Source organism: Azomonas macrocytogenes, assembly GCF_014191985.1.
GTDB lineage: Bacteria > Pseudomonadota > Gammaproteobacteria > Pseudomonadales > Pseudomonadaceae > Azomonas > Azomonas macrocytogenes.
In genome coordinates this window covers 1-16414 of the sequence record NZ_JACHXI010000032.1, presented here as the reverse complement: position 1 = coordinate 16414, position 16414 = coordinate 1, and the positions used below count along the sequence as shown (strand labels likewise).

At 59.8% G+C, this 16414-nt stretch carries 14 protein-coding genes and 4 pseudogenes; 5 read left to right on the top strand and 13 right to left on the bottom strand.

All coding sequences use genetic code 11. The features are described 5' to 3' along the window. Positions 1-752, top strand: a 752-nt coding sequence (locus tag FHR87_RS17965; RefSeq protein ID WP_183168151.1) for a hypothetical protein, incomplete at its 5' end; no start/stop codon positions are given. A 301-nt stretch (positions 753-1053) separates the two neighbouring features. On the opposite strand, the gene FHR87_RS17960 is transcribed toward FHR87_RS17965, so the two are convergent. The 3 genes from FHR87_RS17960 to FHR87_RS19695 are packed head-to-tail and all read right to left on the bottom strand — an operon-like array spanning position 1054 to position 1904. After that, a complete protein-coding gene (locus FHR87_RS17960; protein WP_183168150.1) occupies positions 1054-1329 on the bottom strand; it encodes a hypothetical protein in 276 nt (91 codons plus the stop codon). Continuing rightward, positions 1330-1731, bottom strand: a complete 402-nt coding sequence (locus FHR87_RS17955; protein WP_183168149.1) for a type II toxin-antitoxin system MqsA family antitoxin — start codon at positions 1729-1731, stop codon at positions 1330-1332. Positions 1732-1733: 2 nt separating this feature from the next. Then, on the bottom strand, positions 1734-1904 hold the full coding sequence (locus FHR87_RS19695; protein ID WP_420826756.1) for a type II toxin-antitoxin system MqsR family toxin: 171 nt from the start codon (positions 1902-1904) through the stop codon (positions 1734-1736). Positions 1905-2354: 450 nt separating this feature from the next. On the opposite strand from FHR87_RS19695, the gene FHR87_RS19390 reads away from it, so the two are divergent. Together FHR87_RS19390 and FHR87_RS17940 are read left to right on the top strand one after the other, a co-directional pair. Beyond that, a complete protein-coding gene (locus tag FHR87_RS19390; protein ID WP_183168148.1) occupies positions 2355-2894 on the top strand; it encodes a helix-turn-helix domain-containing protein in 540 nt (179 codons plus the stop codon). Beyond that, positions 2891-4162, top strand: a complete 1272-nt coding sequence (locus tag FHR87_RS17940; protein ID WP_183168147.1) for a type II toxin-antitoxin system HipA family toxin — start codon at positions 2891-2893, stop codon at positions 4160-4162. Before FHR87_RS19390 ends, FHR87_RS17940 begins: the two co-directional genes overlap by 4 nt. 160 nt (positions 4163-4322) lie before the next feature. On the opposite strand, the pseudogene FHR87_RS17935 reads toward FHR87_RS17940, so the two are convergent. After that, positions 4323-5354: pseudogene (locus tag FHR87_RS17935) on the bottom strand (IS701 family transposase); the annotation flags it as partial. On the opposite strand from FHR87_RS17935, the pseudogene FHR87_RS17930 reads away from it, so the two are divergent. Continuing rightward, positions 5351-6313 (top strand): annotated as a pseudogene (locus tag FHR87_RS17930) (Tn3 family transposase); the annotation flags it as partial. The pseudogenes FHR87_RS17935 and FHR87_RS17930 sit on opposite strands and share 4 nt — an antisense overlap. On the opposite strand, the gene FHR87_RS17925 reads toward FHR87_RS17930, so the two are convergent. The 9 genes and pseudogenes from FHR87_RS17925 to FHR87_RS17890 form a co-directional block, all read right to left on the bottom strand. Next, positions 6310-6696 (bottom strand): cyclic nucleotide-binding domain-containing protein, encoded by a 387-nt coding sequence (locus FHR87_RS17925; RefSeq protein ID WP_183168145.1) that lies wholly within the window; start codon positions 6694-6696, stop codon positions 6310-6312. The pseudogene FHR87_RS17930 and the gene FHR87_RS17925 sit on opposite strands and share 4 nt — an antisense overlap. A 36-nt stretch (positions 6697-6732) precedes the next feature. Continuing rightward, positions 6733-8019: a beta-ketoacyl-ACP synthase II gene (gene fabF / locus FHR87_RS17920; RefSeq protein WP_183168144.1), complete on the bottom strand. Its 1287-nt coding sequence runs from the start codon at positions 8017-8019 to the stop codon at positions 6733-6735. A 104-nt stretch (positions 8020-8123) separates the two neighbouring features. Then, on the bottom strand, positions 8124-8672 hold the full coding sequence (locus FHR87_RS17915) for a PaaI family thioesterase (RefSeq protein ID WP_183168143.1): 549 nt from the start codon (positions 8670-8672) through the stop codon (positions 8124-8126). A 35-nt stretch (positions 8673-8707) separates the two neighbouring features. Next, on the bottom strand, positions 8708-10183 hold the full coding sequence (locus FHR87_RS17910) for a DHA2 family efflux MFS transporter permease subunit (RefSeq protein ID WP_183168142.1): 1476 nt from the start codon (positions 10181-10183) through the stop codon (positions 8708-8710). Between the two features lie 85 nt (positions 10184-10268). Continuing rightward, positions 10269-10589, bottom strand: coding sequence for a Rossmann-fold NAD(P)-binding domain-containing protein (locus tag FHR87_RS19585; RefSeq protein ID WP_338021273.1), 321 nt, complete (start codon positions 10587-10589; stop codon positions 10269-10271). Between the two features lie 64 nt (positions 10590-10653). Further along, positions 10654-11064, bottom strand: a pseudogene (locus FHR87_RS19580) (SDR family NAD(P)-dependent oxidoreductase); the annotation flags it as partial. A gap of 36 nt (positions 11065-11100) precedes the next feature. Further along, positions 11101-14169: an efflux RND transporter permease subunit gene (locus tag FHR87_RS17900; RefSeq protein WP_183168141.1), complete on the bottom strand. Its 3069-nt coding sequence runs from the start codon at positions 14167-14169 to the stop codon at positions 11101-11103. Beyond that, the gene (locus FHR87_RS17895; RefSeq protein ID WP_183168140.1) at positions 14166-15272 is read right to left on the bottom strand and encodes an efflux RND transporter periplasmic adaptor subunit; all 1107 of its coding nucleotides are present in this window, start codon (positions 15270-15272) and stop codon (positions 14166-14168) included. Before FHR87_RS17895 ends, FHR87_RS17900 begins: the two co-directional genes overlap by 4 nt. Positions 15273-15351: 79 nt before the next feature. Then, positions 15352-15969, bottom strand: a complete 618-nt coding sequence (locus FHR87_RS17890; RefSeq protein ID WP_183168139.1) for a TetR/AcrR family transcriptional regulator — start codon at positions 15967-15969, stop codon at positions 15352-15354. An 88-nt stretch (positions 15970-16057) separates the two neighbouring features. Here FHR87_RS17890 and FHR87_RS17885 point away from each other — a divergent pair. Continuing rightward, positions 16058-16414, top strand: a pseudogene (locus FHR87_RS17885) (TolC family protein); the annotation flags it as partial.

Below are 16414 nucleotides of genomic sequence, written 5' to 3'. Positions count from 1 at the left end.
AACAGATGTCCAACGCGCAGCGCACGGGGCGACGGCTGACCTGTGGCGACTTGGAATTCTACAATAGCGGACAACGCACCTTCGGCGATCTGATGCGTGGCGCTGATGATTTTCAGCGCGTACAGTACCTAATCCAGATTTCGCACGAAAATCCTCAGCAGCTGCAGCAAGCGCTCTTCCAAGTGTGGGTGCATGATGAGACGGGGGCTACTGCTATCGTGCCGGACGGCTATGAGCTAGAAAATGATGGCAACGTGTGTGTCGCTAAGTCAACGAGCGGGCCGTTCCAACTGCTCATCTGGGGCGCTAGGACGCCTCATCTGTTTGATGTCCAGTGGCGCTCCCAGGAGTTTGAGCAGCGAGTGGTCGGTTCTCAGATACCCTATCAGTTCGGCTGGCAGATCGACCCTGCTCTGACCACATTCGTGATGATGCCCAACGGGGCGATGCTTCCGGGACCACAACACCGCCCCAACGGACTCGTGTTCAACCGAAAGGGTTTCATATTAGCCAAGAAAGCTATGCCGTTCCCCGGCGCGCCTGTACCACTGGCGCACAGTTTCCATACGCTGGTGGCCCCATCGGGCAACTTTCTGGGGATCGCAGCTTTGAACGACGAAATTGATGTAAACCTACAGCAGTGCATAACACAACAGCTCTCTGGCCCGCAGTGCTCCGGTGCCTATACCCACCTGCATGAGTGGACTCGTTTCGTGCTTGCGACACAGCTGTCGACCTTCCCGGCGCTCTGATCCAGAACAAGTCTCCGGTTCGCAGCTCCGTCAGAGATTGAACACTACTCCTCCTTGAATCCTACCGGGAGTTTGGCCAATTTTAGGTAAGCAATGGGATGGACTCATTCTCATCCACTCGGCGCCAATGTGCCAAAATGGCAGGTGTGAGTTGCCAGTCAAGGAGTCCCCCACGCTGCCCACCGAGGGCTCGACTCCAGATTCGGCCAAGCGCTCAGTGTAGCGGATCGAGACATACTGCACGCCTCGGACGATCTTCTAAGTGTCAAGCGGCGAATTGAAATTTGGCCGATCTGTTGATCTACTTACCATCCTTGATGTCATAATCGTGCGGTGTGAAGAAGCGGCCTTTAGGAGCCTCCCGCTTGTTCTTGTCGTAGTAGTCGTACCAATAGCGTGCTGTCGCCCAGATGGCTTCCGGGCTGGAGACGCGTGATTCCAGGCCGGGAGTAATGTCGAGGCCGGCAGCGGCGAACAGGGTTTCCAGCATGCAGGCTGAAGGTAGCCCGACCCCATCGTGGATGGGGTTTTGTGCGCGCGCGACGCCCCAGGCGAATGCCTGCCAGCGCCAATGCACTTATGCCGTTCTGACTTCGTTCAGTAGATCCGGATGACGATCAAGCACCTTGAGCAGCTTTACTAACGCCAAGGGCGGCTTGGTCTTGCCCGTCTCATAGCGCGAGAACGCATTGACGCCGCCACCGAAAATCTCGGCCGCTTCGCGCTGGTCGAGCGCGAGTTTCTTGCGCACGGCAGCGATAAAGCCAGGATCGACAATGGCTGCATTGACCTGCTTCGAGAACGCGCGCATTTCGCGCATGACGCGATCCGATTCCGCGGCGTCCAGGACAGACTCAGCGCAGGCCGGGCAGAAATCGCCCGTCACCGCCGCCAAGACGGTGGTTTCGCCCTTATAGGTATAGGGCAGGTCGCGGGTGTCGTGGATCAGTTCCGCCGCGCCGCAGGAGGGACATTTCATGTTCATAGCTCCTTGAAGGACACGATCAGCACATCATCGATGACCGTCAGCTTCAGATACATGTCGCCGGCCTGCGTACTTGGGCAGTACACGTATTGCCAGACTGTGTGATCCGCTGGCGTAAGCGCCATCACCACGGCCAGCATGTCGGAAAGCCCAAGCCCCCAACTCATTCGCGCCCACTCGCGCAGCGTGCGTGGTGCGTACCTTGCCCACCTCGATCAAGGCTTTGATGGTGGATAGCTTGCAGTCGGGCGTTCTTTTCTCCATGACCATAAATTAACCTAATAGGTTATATATGGCCAATTGCCTTGGCGGACGATTTTGTCTGCATTCTGCAGGCTCCCCATCTTCAGTTCCGCCGCACGGACATTCGAGACTGATAGAGCGTGTAGCACGGCTTACGCAAAACTATTGCACCAAAGCAGCGCATGTAAGAGCTTCGTCACATCCCTAGAAGATAAGTGCTAATATTTTAGCGTTTTTTCCTCTTGGTCGCTGCAATATTGGCATACAGGAGCAACCGAGCGTCGCTTCTCCCCCTCAACAGGAGGTCGAGCAACCGGTTTTTGAATGCTAATATTCTGGCTAATATTGGTCAAAATCGCAGGAATATTAGTATCATGGCGAAGAAGACTGCGCCTCTCTTACCGTACACCAACCAGCTGCTTATCGAACTCGGTGAACGGCTGAAGCTCGCGCGCCTGCGCCGAAAGTTGACTGCCAAGCAGGTCGCGGAACGGGCGGGGATGTCGCCGATGACACTCCGCTCCCTTGAGGCCGGCGGCTCGGGAGTGACGATGGGTGCTTATCTGTCCGTTATGCAGGTCCTGGGCCTCGAGAAGGATCTGGCAAAACTGGGCTCATCGGATGACCTCGGCCGTCAGTTGCAGGACTCACGTCTCGTGAAGCGAGGCACCGTCCGGCCTACCCAGCCGAGCTCAGTCGGTCAAGGCCAGCGTCTTGACGCCGCAGGCAAACAAGACTTGCCAGTGACGATGAAAAGAACCACCGCCGTGAAATGCAGTGAGCCAAACCGGGACCGAGGCCCTATGGTCACCACAGACCAAGCATCCACTAAATCACTCGGAACGACAGCGGTGGATCTTGTTTCTCTTCTGAAGCCAGTGAAGAAAAAGCGTGGAGAGCACGACAAGCAATGACCATAATCGGCGTGTATGTAGACTGGGACGGCCTGTTGGAGCCCAAAAGACTTGGGCTCTTGCACAGTCGCAAGACCCGCGCGAGCGAGTTGTTTGAATTCCAATATGATCCTGCGGCCCTGATTGATCCTGACCTTGGCCAACTGCAATTTGATCCCGGAATCGGCCTATTTGAAGGGCCTCAGTTTCCCATCCCGCCCCAGGACAAGTTTGGCGCCTTCGCGGACTCGAGCCCAGATCGATGGGGCCGCTCGCTCATGGAGCGTCGGCTCGAGCGGGACATTCGTGCTGGCATCCAGCCCAAAGGCACACGGCTCTACGAATCGGACTACCTCTTAGGCGTACACGATCTCTACCGTGTTGGCGCCTTTCGCTACAAACTCGATGATGCGGGCGAGTTTCTTGATGACCGGATTGGTGTGGCCGCTCCTCCGTTCGCCAGAATTCATGAATTGGAGCGTGCAAGCCGAGCTCTGGAGAAAGACCCTGATAACACAGCCTTGCAGGGCCAAGACTGGCTGAGGATGCTGATTGCCCCTGGCGGCTCGCTTGGTGGTGCCAGACCCAAGGCAAGCGTCGCAGACGACAAGGGGCTCTTATACATCGCTAAGTTTCCGAGCACCCGCGACGACTACGACGTGGGTGGCTGGGAGATGGTCGTGAATGCCCTGGCCGTCGGCTGCGGCCTGAACGTGGCTGTCGCCGAAGCCCGGAAATTCGCCAGCGACTATCACTGCTTCATGGTCCGTCGGTTTGATCGTACAGAGAACGGCCGGCGCCTTCATTTTGCCTCGGCGATGACCATGACGGGACACGTTGACGGCGATGATGCCTCCACAGGTGCCAGTTACCTGGAACTGGCCGAGGTGCTCATAAAGTCTGGCTCCCAGACCAACGCCGACCTGCTCGAACTATGGTCGAGGATTGTCTTCAACATTCTCGTCTCGAACACAGACGATCACTTGCGTAATCACGGATTCATCTTGGTTCCAGGCGCCGGATGGCGGCTCTCCGAAGCCTACGATATGAACCCCGTCCCTATCGCCGACGGCCTAAAGCTCAACATCACTGAAGCGGATAACGCCCTAGATCTCGACTTGGCACGCGAGGTTGCCGAGTATTTCCGACTGAGCCTGAAAGAGGCCGACGAGATCATTGAAGACTTCCAGGGCACCGTCAGCCAATGGAGAACAATTGCTAATGGTCTTAGGCTTCCTGCTCGAGAGCAGGATCGCATGGCAGAAGCTTTTCGCCTGGCGGAGGATTGAAGGGACACGTCTCAGCCCATAAGGGTTTGGCTGGTTGTTAATCCTACTGTGTCATTAAATCCGTCTGTGTGGATTTGCCCTTCTGTCGAGCAGCCGTGCGCTGATTTCGATGGCAATCATCCAACGAAGCGTTGCGATGGAGTCCGCCACGTGGCGCTGGGCGCGTTGTGGCCCTGCCGCGCGGCAGGAAATCCTCGGGTAAGGCAGGTTGCGGGCGTTGTGACGGTTTTTTTTGACGTGCGCCGCGCAATCGTTCTGCGACCAGGAAGCCGTGGGCGGCGATGCACAACGTGGCATGGTGGTGGAAGCCCCGCCAGCCGCGCCCTTCGTCGTGATCGAGTCCGAACTCCTGCTTCAGGTCCTGATAGTCCCGTTCAATCCGCCAGCGTGCCTTGGTGGTGTTCACCAACGCCTTCAATGACGTGGTCGCAGGCAGGTTGGAGAGGAAGTACTTGAGCGGCTTGTCTTCGCCCTTAGGCCACTCGATCAGCAGCCACTGCTCTTCGCGCAGACGATCCCCCTGCGCAGCCCGCACGCGGACGGCGGCGAAACGCCCCGACAGCAGGGCGTTGCTGCCTTCGCGCCACGACACCGTCCTGAAGGCGCGTGCCTGCAACGACAAGGCCAGTGCTTCCACCGACACCGGTTGGCGATCGGCGCTGCACCGATGCCGGACCGGGGGCCGACCTTGTCCCCGCCATGGGGCCGGCGGCTCGGGCAGAACGCCCGGCGGCCAGACCTTCACGCTCGACGGCGTAGTCCAGTGCCAGCGCCACCAGCCCGTCACGCCAAGCGGTGTTGCTACCATAGGCCGCATCAGCCAGCACCGTGCCGCGCGGCACCTTGGCAGTACACGCCGCTTCCAACTGCGCCAGTGCGATCTGCGGCTTGGTGGCAAAGCCGATCCCTTCCGGAATCCCCGCAGTCTTGCGCCGTGCGGCGTCTTCGACCCAGGCTTCGGGCAGATCGCCATCGGTACGCTAGCGGCCAATGTGGCCAGCGACACGCTCACCGCCACCTGGCAGTTGTCCTGCTTGCCGATCTCGCCGCAGTATTGCCGGGCCACACCCACCGAATGGCGGCCCTTCTTGCGAAAGCCGGTGTCGTCGACGATCCAGTACACCTCGCCCTTCAGATCCATGCGCGCGGTGACGTAGTCCCGGACCTGCGCCAACACCGCCGCATCCGGCCACTCCGACGGCCATGGTGGTCGAGGCGCAGGCAACGTTACCCATGGCCCAGTTCTGGGGCATGGGCACTTCGGCTTCGAGCGATGGCCAGTTCTTCGCCGCCACGGAGCAAGGCGAAGCCATGAACCTGATTAACGCGAAATACGGAAACACCCCGGGTCTGAAAGCTTACAGTCACGTCTCCGACCAATATGCGCCATTCGCGACCCAAGTAATCCCTGCAACGGCAAGCGAAGCCCCGTACATCTTCGACGGCCTGCTCATGAACGATACCGGTCGGCACATCCGCGAGCAGTTCGCCGACACAGGCGGCTTCACCGATCATGTCTTTGCTGCGTGCGCCATTCTCGGCTACCGGTTCGCCCCTCGGATCCGGGATCTGCCGTCCAAGCGGCTCTATGCGTTTAATCCATCGACCGCTCCCTCTCACGTACGGGCCTTGATCGGCGGAAAGATCAATCAGGCCATGATCGAACGCAACTGGCCCGACATCCTGCGCATCGCCGCCACCATTGCAGCCGGAAGTGTCGCGCCAAGCCAGATCCTACGGAAGCTGGCCTCCTATCCGCGGCAGAACGAACTCGCGACAGCCTTGCGGGAAGTCGGTCGTGTCGAGCGAACCCTATTCATGATCGACTGGATTCTGGATGCCGATCTGCAACGCCGCGCCCAGATTGGACTCAACAAGGGCGAGGCCCATCACGCGCTGAAACGAGCCATCAGTTTCCATCGCCGGGGCGAAATCCGCGACCGCTCCGCCGAAGGCCAACATTACCGAATCGCCGGTATGAACCTGCTCGCCGCCATCATTATTTTCTGGAACACCATGAAACTGGGCGAGGTCGTTGCCAGCCAGAAACGAGACGGAAAACTGCTATCGCCCGATCTTCTGGCCCACGTCTCGCCACTCGGCTGGGAGCACATCAATCTCACTGGTGAATATCGTTGGCCAAAGCCTTAGCGTAAGTTTTCGCCCCCTTCCGCAAATGACCCCTTGGCGCGCGTCAAGCACGCAAGCACCGATGGAATTAACGCCTGGGCTTGCAGGGAAGCAGCACTGGCACCCATGACGCCGACAACGCCGAAATGGCCGCCCTGTGAAAAGTCCGATATGAGTAGCTCGCGTCCATTCGGAGACAGCGTGGAAATCCGCATCTTGCCTTGGCAAACGATGAAGAATGTCTCCTGCGATCCGCCGGCGGCAGTTTGTCCAGGCTTCAAGTGCTGCCAAGTGCATAGACTCGCAACCTCGCCAAGCCGCAGATCATCCATGCCGTCAAAAAGATGGCAATTGCGCAGTCTCCGAATCGAGACTTCCGATTGGATTTCTTTGGTCAGAAGCATGGCATTTCGTGGCTTTCAACGTCGTGCCCGGTGTAGTTATTGATCCCACCGGCGGAATAGGACGCTGGCATTGACGCCGCCGAATCCGAAGCCGTTCGAGAGCGCGTGGCGTATCTCCATTTTTCGCGCAGCCAGTCCAACCAAATCGAGGCCGTCGGCAACCTCATCGGGGTTGATGAGATTAAGAGTGGGCGGAACAACCTGATCCCGAAGGGCCAGCACAGTGAAAATAGCCTCGATCCCTCCTGCGGCCCCCAGCAAATGGCCTGTGCTGGACTTGGTTGAAGTGATGGCGACACCTGAGTTGGTGCCAAAGACAGACCGAATCGCAGTCAGCTCGCTCTTGTCGCCAACCTGCGTGGAGGTCGCATGTGCATTGATATGCTGCACATGGCCAGGCGAAATACCCGCTTGCTGCAATGCCTGCTGCATTGAGCGTTGAGCACCGCTGCCGTCTTCCGGGCCAGCGGTGAGGTGGTAGGCGTCGGCGCTGGTGCCGTAGCCGACCAGTTCCGCCAATGGAGTTGCGCCGCGAGCCAGCGCGTGCTCCAGTGATTCGATCACCAACAGGCCGGCCCCCTCGGCCATGACAAAGCCGTCGCGGTCGCGATCAAATGGGCGCGATGCTTCATGAGGACGTTCGTTGAATCCCGTGGACAACGCGCGTGCCGCCGCGAAACTACCCAGGCTTACGCGGTGGATTGCCGCTTCGGTTCCACCGCACACAGCAACATCGACTTCGCCACTGCGAATCATCCGCGCAGCATCGCCGATGGCTTGCACTCCGGCGGCGCAGGCCGTCACCGGGGCTCCCAGCGGCCCCTTGAATCCATGCTGGATGGATACATGCCCGGCCGCCATGTTGGCGAGAAAAGAAGGGGCGGTGAAGGGTGAAAGCCGGCGCGGCCCACGGGCGTCGGTCGTGCGCACGGCATCGGCGATGGCGCCAAATCCACCGATACCCGACGCAATGATGGTCGCTGTTCGTTGTTTCTGCTTTTCTTCGGTCGGGTGCCAACCTGCTTGCGCAAGAGCTTCCTGCGCAGCGACGAGTGCGAACTCGATGAAGCGATCCATTTTCTTGCGCTCTTTGGCCGCAATGAATTGCTCCGGGTTGTAGCCGGACTGAGGATCTTCCATCAGGCTCGGCACCTGCCCGCCAATGGCGGTGCCAGTGCCATCGGCAAGATCAACCGGCAGCACCCGAATGCCCGATTGCCCGGCCAACAGGCGAGTCCACGTGGTTTCGGTGCCGCATCCCAGCGGCCCGACGGTGCCCATCCCTGTCACCACAACTCGATTTGAATTTTCTTGAGTGCTCATCGCATCACCGTTCTTCTCATCTGTGCTACGCCTCACGACGAGCACTGCTTTGGATAACTTCCCAACTTGCTAATCCGTATAGGTGCCGTGGTTTCGGTCTGCCTTCAACCAGTGGTTGATACGTCAAAGACAAAGCAGGTTGTCGTTGCATGGGCATACAGCTTGCCTTGCTCATCCTCGATGCGAGCTTCGGCCGTAGCGAGACGCCCGCCTCCATGGATCAAGCGGCCAGTCGCGCGCAACGGGCCGGTCTTGTGCGAAGCCGGCCGCACGATCTTGATGCTGAGTTCCGCCGTCGTGTAGGAACGCCCGACGGGCAGCGTGGTCTGCACTGCACAACCAAGCGCCGAGTCCAGCAGCGCGGCAAACCACCCTCCATGCACGCTTCCTAGCGGGTTGTAGTGTTGTAGCAGCGGAATGCCCTGAAAAACCGCATACCCATCGCCAACCTTCAGCAATGTCATGTTCATGGTTTCATTCATGGGCGGGTACGGCAGTTCGCCAGACATCATGGCCTCAAGGATCTCGCGCCCGCTCTTGCCGGCAAGCTGCTCCATTCGAGCGAGGCCGGGCAACCCGCCGCCGTCGCGCATGCGCTGCATCGCGTCTGCCTGTTGGCGTTCCCAGATAGGCGATGCTTGATTGTTTCCCATGAATGTCTCCTATACGGTTTACCAACGATCCATTCCTATGCGCTTTCTGGACTCGCATCCAGGGCATGGGATTTGGCGATGGCTGAGGGCGACGTGTTGACCGGCAGACACAATGCTGCGGTGATCAGTGCCAAGCCGATATGGCATAGATAGACGGCATTGAAGTCGGCGCGCTGCAAGCTGGGACTGCCGAGGAACAGAACGGTCAGTGCAACCCCCATGACCGAGCCGATCTGTCGTATGGCTTGGTTGACGGCACTGCCCACGGCGTAATGGTCTGCCGGCAAGCGACTGACTGCCGCTCCCGACAGCGACGGCATCACCATGCCGACTCCGACTCCACTGAGCAACATGCCAGGTAGCCATTGCGTGAGGTAGGCGGGCTCAACTCCCGGCACGAACAAGAACCACAACGCACTGATCGCATAGATGAGGCAGCCGACCAGCAGCAGCGGACGGTGGCCGTGCCTGCTCGCCACTCGACCCGACAGCGCAGCAACTGGCACCACCATCAGCGGCCCAGGCATCATGGCCAGGCCGGCAAGTGGGAGCGGGTACTTCCAGATTGAACTCATGTAGAAGAAGAAGGCGAAGAACATCATCGAAAACGCGATGCCGAAGCTCAACGTTGCAAGATTGACGTACCGGTATGTGCGGTTGCGAAACAAGCGCAAATCCACAAGCGGGGCAGAGGCTGACCGCGCCCAAGCGACAAATCCGATGATGCAAATCACGCCGATCCCCGCACCGCCCAGCAGTTCATGGCGTGACCAGGCAGGGGACTCCGATTGCACGATCGACAGTGCCAATGCACCGATGCCGGCGATCAGCAAGCACATGCCTACCAGATCCAATGGGCGTCCTTTGGTCTGTTGCTTCGTCTCCGTCAGCAGCCTTGCACCGCGCCAAATCGCAAAAATGCCCACAGGCACGTTCAGATAGAACGCCCACTGCCAACCGAGCGATGCGATCACAAACGAGCCCAGACTGGGTCCTACAGCCGCAGCCAGACCACCGACCGCACCCCACAGACTGACGGCCACTGCGCGCTTGTTAGTCGGGAACGCGGCTAGCACAAGCGAGAGCGATGCGGGCGTTAGCAAGGCAGCGCCGATGGCTTGCAGTACTCTTGCTGCAACCAGCCATTCCACGCTGCCCGCCAGGCCACAGGCAACGGACGCCGCCACGAACAGTGCGACACCTACGAGGAACACCTTCTTGCGTCCGTGCCTGTCTGCCAATCCGCCAGATGGAATCAGCATCGCCGCATAGACCACGGCGTACGCATTGAGCACCCAAGACAGGTCTGCCACCGTGGCTTGCGGAAACCCTGCACGCAAGGCGCTGAAGGCCGCGAACAGCATGGTGCCATCCATAGACACAAGAAACACCGCAACGCTGACCACCCAGAAAATCGGCCACGGCGAGGCGGCGCTGGGTGGCATGCCTGGTGATGCCTGTTCGTTGGCGGCCGACAAGGCGCTGGTGGTACGGCTGTCCGGGTTAGTCATGGAGCTACTCTGCTCATTGGGTGCGATTGGTCTCTCGGAGCCAAGCCCATCGAGTGACCGCAGCTACGTGATGGCACGGATTGGCTTAGGCCAGCCCAAACGTTTTTCTCAGGCCTTTCTCGACCGGCCCGGCAGGCATGAAGCGGTGGAGTTTGGCCAGAAGAGATGCCTCCCCTTTGGGCGTGCGTCGCATTTTCCAGGCCCCCAACGCCGCATTGACGATCGCACTGGCTACGCCATCGGGGTCGGGCGCTTTCTGGACATTCTTCTGAATGGCCTGGGAGACGACGCCGAACTGTTCGCTGTAGTCCGGGATTTTGCGAACGGTTTGCGGTGCGTTGAGATCCAGGTTCGTCTTGGTGAACGATGGTTCGACCAGTGCGACGCGAACACCGAACTGGCGCACCTCGTGCGGAGAGTCCTTCCACGGCGTGCTTGGATGCCGAATAGAGCGCCATGTATGGCGCAGGCAGAAAGCCCAGCATGGAACTCACATTGACAATGCGGCCAGAACGTTGCGCGCGCATGTGCAGCAGCACCGCCGGGATCGTGCGCAGGAGGCCGAAGAGGTTGGTGTCGAACAGCGTCTTGGCTTCGTCAGTTGACGCTTCTTCCATTGCGCCGGCCTGGGTCACGCCCGCACTGTTGACCAGCACGTCGATCCGCGTGGTCTGAGCAATGATGGACTGAATTCCACGTTGAACCGATTCTTTATCGCGGATATCCATTTCGATAAGCGCAACGCCGGGTATGGCCTGCGTCTTTTCCAAGTTGCGCACGGTGCCGAATACGCGGCACCCCTGCGTTGCAAACTTGATGGCAGTGGCGCGCCCGATGCCCGATGACACGCCCGTGATGACAACGACTTTGGAGTTCGACATGGCAGTTCCTTTTCGTGTGATAAGAGAGAGGGGCGATCAGCTTTGCGAAGGAACCGGCTTGATCTTGAACCAGATGGAGTACATCGCCGGCAGGAATACCAGGGTCAGAATCGTCCCAGCGAATGTGCCGCCGATGAGCGTGTAGGCCAGCGTCCCCCAGAACACCGAATGGGTCAGCGGGATAAAGGCCAGGATCGCGGCCAAGGCCGTCAATATCACCGGTCTGGCACGCTGCACGGTGGCCTCGACGACCGCATTGAAGGGACTCAATCCTCCCTGTTCGTTGTGACGGATTTGTCCGATCAGGATCAGCGTATTGCGCATCAAGATTCCCGACAGCGCGATCAGGCCGACCAGTGCGTTGATGCCGAACGGCTGCTGGAACATCAGCAAGGTCGGCACCACGCCGATCAAGCCAAGCGGGCTCGTGGCAAACACCATGACCATCGCCGCGATCGAACGCACCTGCAAGATGATGATAAGCAGCGTGAGCGCGATCATGATCGGGAACAGCGGCAGCATCGCCGTGGTGGCCTTGGCGGACTCCTCGATCGAGCCGGCCTGTTCGATCCGGTAGCCCGAAGGCAGCTTCTCGATGATCGGCTGCAGCTGCTTCAAGACTGCGGTGGAAACGTCCGGCGGTTGCAATCCCTCGGCAATGTCGCCACGAACCGTGATGGTCGGTGTGCGATCACGGCGGCGCAGGACAGGGTCTTCCATGCGTACATCGACAGTGCCTACCTGCGACAGCGGAATGCGTTGTCCTGCCGATCCGACCAGCGTGAATCCGGCGATCTTCGCGGGATCGAGACGGATATCGCCGGCCGCGCGGCCAACAACTTGCACCGAGCGGATGTCCTCGCGCACGTCCGTGATCGGAACCCCGCTGAGCAAGAACTGCAACTGCAAGGCCACGGAGCTGGAGGTCAATCCTACAGCCTGGAGCCGATCTTGATCCAGCGTGAAATGCAAGGTGGGTACACGCTGCCCCCAATCCACATTGACCGTGCGCATCATTGGACTGGCCTGCATTGAGGTCTCCACTCGCGCGGCGATCTCGCGCAGCTTGTCCGGGTCAGGCCCCATGACGCGATAGGCGACAGGGAACGGCGAATAGGGGCCGAACACGAGTTGCGTCACCCGTACCCGAGCCTCGGAGGCCAGCCCGTCGGCGACCGCCTGACGCAGTCTGAACTTGAGTGCTTCCCGTTCTTCTTGATTGCCCGTCAGCACCACAACTTTGGCGAACGACGGATCGGACAGTTCAGGCGACATGGCAAGGTAGAACCGTGGCGCACCCTGACCGATGTAGGCGGTCACGATCTTGGCTTCCTCCTGCTTTGCCAACCAGGCTTCGACCTTCGCCGTCGCGGCGCTGGTTTGCTCAATCGAAGTGCCATACGGCATCTGCACCTCGACGAGTACCTCGGGCCGGTCGGAGGTCGGGAAGAATTGCTTCTTGACCACACCCATGCCAAGGATTGAAAGCACGAACAATCCAACTACTGCCCCCGCCACCAGCCATTTGCGCGCGATGACGCGCTCTAGCACCTGCCGGAAACGGTTGTAGTTGCGAGTGTTGTAGATGGCCTCATGTCCACCTTCGACCTTCTTGAGATCCGGCAGCAGCTTCACCCCGAGGTAGGGGGTGAACACCACCGCCACCACCCAAGAAACGATCAGGGCAATGCCGACGATCCAGAACATATTGCTAGTGTATTCGCCCGCAGTCGAACGCGCGAATCCATTGGGCATGAAGCCGATGGTCGTCACGAGCGTGCCGGAAAGCATGGGCGCCGCCGTGTGGCTCCAGGCGTAGGCGGAGGCTTTGATGCGGCTGTAGCCTTCCTCCATCTTCACCACCATCATTTCGATGGCGATGATGGCGTCGTCCACCAGAAGGCCGAGCGCCAGAATCAACGATCCGAGCGTGATGCGGTCGAAGTTCTTGCCGGTGGCGGCCATGATGACGAACACGGCCGCCAGCGTCAGCGGTACGGCAGCCGCGACCACGATGCCGACACGCCAGCCCATGCTCAAGAAGCACACCACCATCACGACCAGCAAGGCGACGAAGAACTTGACCATGAACTCGTCGACCGCCGAGCTGATGTTGACGGCCTGATCGGTCACTTTGCTCAGCGTCATGCCCAAAGGCAGTTCGGCATTGATCTTGGTGACTTCCGCCTCGAGCGCCTTGCCCAGATCGAGCCCATTCCAGTCGTCGCGCATCACGATGCCCAACAGCAGCGCCGCTTCTCCATTGCTGCGAACCAGAAAGGTGGCCGGGTCTTCGTAGCCGCGCTCGACGGTCGCCACATCCGACAGTTTCAACGTGCGTCCCTGCGCGCTGATGGGCGTGTTGCGGATCTTCTCCAACTTGTCGAACGCACCATCGACACGCAGGAATACCTGCGGCCCCTTTGTCTCTATGGAACCGGCGGGGGTAAGGACGTTCTGGCCATTGAGTGCTGCAAAGATATCCTGCGGCGAGACGCCCAGCGTGGCTAGACGGTCGTGAGAGAAGGACACGAAGACGCGTTCAGACTGCTCGCCAATGATGTTGACCTTCTTCAGTCCTGGGACGTGCAACAGTTGCTGGCGCAGCGTCTCCGCGTTGCGCACCAACAGCCGCTGCGGTTCTCCTTTGGCCTTGAGGGCAAAGAGCGCAAACGTCACGTCCGCATACTCGTCGTTGACCATTGGGCCAATGACGCCGGAAGGCAGCTTTTGGGCTTCGTCTGCAAGCTTCTTGCGGGCCTGGTAGAACTCCTCCTGGACTTCCGAAGGCGGCGTACTGTCGAGCAGTGAAACCATCGTGAAGGCCAAGCCGGGGCGCGTGTAGGTTTCAGTGCGGTCGTACCACCGCAGTTCCTGTATGCGCTTTTCCAGCGGTTCGGCGACCTGATCCTGCATTTCCTGCGCCGTCGCTCCAGGCCAGGCGGTGATGACCGTCATCTGCTTGACCGTGAAAGGAGGGTCTTCGGCGCGTCCGAGTTGGAGGAACGTGAGAATGCCCGCGACGGAGATCAAGAAAATCAGGAACACCGTGATGGAGCGTTCGCGTACCGCGAGCGCCGAAAGATTGAAGCGTCCTTCGCTCATGGACGATCTCCAGCAGGCACAGCTTTGCCCTGGCCGGCTGGCCTGACGACTTCGCCCTCACGCAGAAGATGCGCGCCGAGCGATACCACCTGCTCGCCGATCTTAAGGTCGCCCGTCACTTGCGCCACGTCGTCCGTCAAGCCGAGCAGTTGGACAGATCGCCAAACCACTTTGGCAGCCTTTCCCTCGACGACCCAAACACCCGGCCCCTTGCCGGGGTCGAACAGTGCGCCGATCGGGACTTGCAGCGATGGCGTGGATGCCGTGCCATTCGGAATTTCGACGGTAACGGTCGCGCCCAGCGGGGCCTGCGCGAGCGCCCCTTCGAGCACATATCTGGCCTCGTAAGTGCGGGTGACGCGATCCGCAGCATCGGATAGCTGCCGTAGCTTTGCCGACACGGGGGCCAGCCGCTGACCGTACAACGTCGCTTTGGCAACCGAGCCAACGGCTGGCCGAAGCGTCTCGGGCAGATGCACGACGGCCTCGCGCTGGCCAGCCCGAGCCAGGCGAACGACCGGCTGCCCGGCACTCACCACTTGGCCCGGTTCAGCCAGCGTCTCGACCACGACGCCATCCGCATCTGCAAGCAGCAGCGCGTAGCTCGACGCATTCCTGGCAACGTCAGCTTGCGCTTTGGCAGCCTTGAGCTGCGCCCGCGCCGAGTCGGCCGCGGCTTTGATTTGATCGTATGCGGACGCCGAAACAGCACCTTCGGCGACCAGATCACGGTATCGCACTTCATCATCGGCCGTTTGCTTGGCGCGCGCTTGTGCAGCGGCCACTGCCTCCTGCTGGGCGCGCGCCTGCAAGCCCAGGTCGATCGGGTCTATACGCATGAGGGACTGGCCGCGCTTGACGGTCTGCCCGGTATCCACGAGGCGCTCCAGCACCTTGCCGGTGACGCGAAAGCCAAGATCGCTTTGAATCCGGGCCGCGACAACACCTGTGAACGATCGAGATGGGGCGGATGCGCCTTGGACGGCCCCGATCCGAACTAGTGGAGCCTCTGTGCGTGGGTCAGAGGCGTGATTGTCACCGCATGCCGCAAGGGCAAGCGGCAACAGGTAGGTGACATAGGAGGCAAGCTTGCGCCGGAGCATGGGAACCCTTCTTGACGAAGAACAAGTGTTCCCATTTTTATATAGGTGACCAACTTAGTCAATGGTCACGGAAAATCGACTAGGGTGCCAGGCTGCGCAATATCAGGCTGGATAGCTGGGTCGCAGCATCCGCAGCGTTATCCAGGTTGTGCTGCAACAACAGTGGATTGATGTACGGCCGCATGACCAAGTAGATGGCATTGACCGTTTCATCCAGTGGGGTCTTGCGTTCAAATTCCCCTAACTCGCGGCCATCGCGAACGATCTGCAACACCAGGGCTTTGAGGTGTTCTTCATATGCCCCAACCGACGGCCAAGACTCGCTGGCCGAGGTCGCGGCAATGTCGTAGAGCTTGCGATCGTGGAAAAAGAGATAGCTGCCAGCCTCCACCAGCGCCTTGAACATCCGGCGCAACCTCTCAGGCGCAGCAGGGACGCCAGTGACGGCCTCATCGACAGTCGCCATGATCGTGCTCAGGCGGTTGGAGCAGATGACCTCGCCAATCGCCTGCTTGGAGTCGAAGAACTTGTAGATGTAGGCCTTGGAAAAACCAATGGCTTTCGCCAGGTCGGAAACAGTCGTTTTTCCATAGCCGTAGCGACCGAAGTATTTAGTCGCTGCTTCGACGATCTGATCTCGGACATCATGATCCGAGGGTCCCCGAAGCTGGGGCGCGGGAGTGTGTGCTTTCATCATTTCGCCAGCTTACCTCGGGCATCAAAGATTTACAACGAGTGACCATTTTGTATTATGGTCACGCAATATCCCTAGCTCACCGATCGTCATGCTCCTCCGTCGCTCTGTTCTTCTTTTCCTCTGCGCCAGCGTGACCGCTGGCTGCGCAATAGGCCCGGACTACCATCGCCCGGATGCACCATTGCCGATCCATTACATCGGACAGACGGCAGAGCAAGGGGCCAACACGCCGGACTCGGAGCTGGCAACATGGTGGCAGGGATTCGACGATCCCTTGCTCACGGACTTCATATCGTTGGCGCTTGAACAGAATCTGGATTTGGCACAGGCGGCAGCCCGCGTCACCCAGGCACGAGCCGGGCTCGGCGCTGCCAACGCGGCCTTGCTTCCGTCGGGGGTGGTCAGCGGCTCGGCTGCTCGCGCTCATCAGTCGATCGAAACTCTG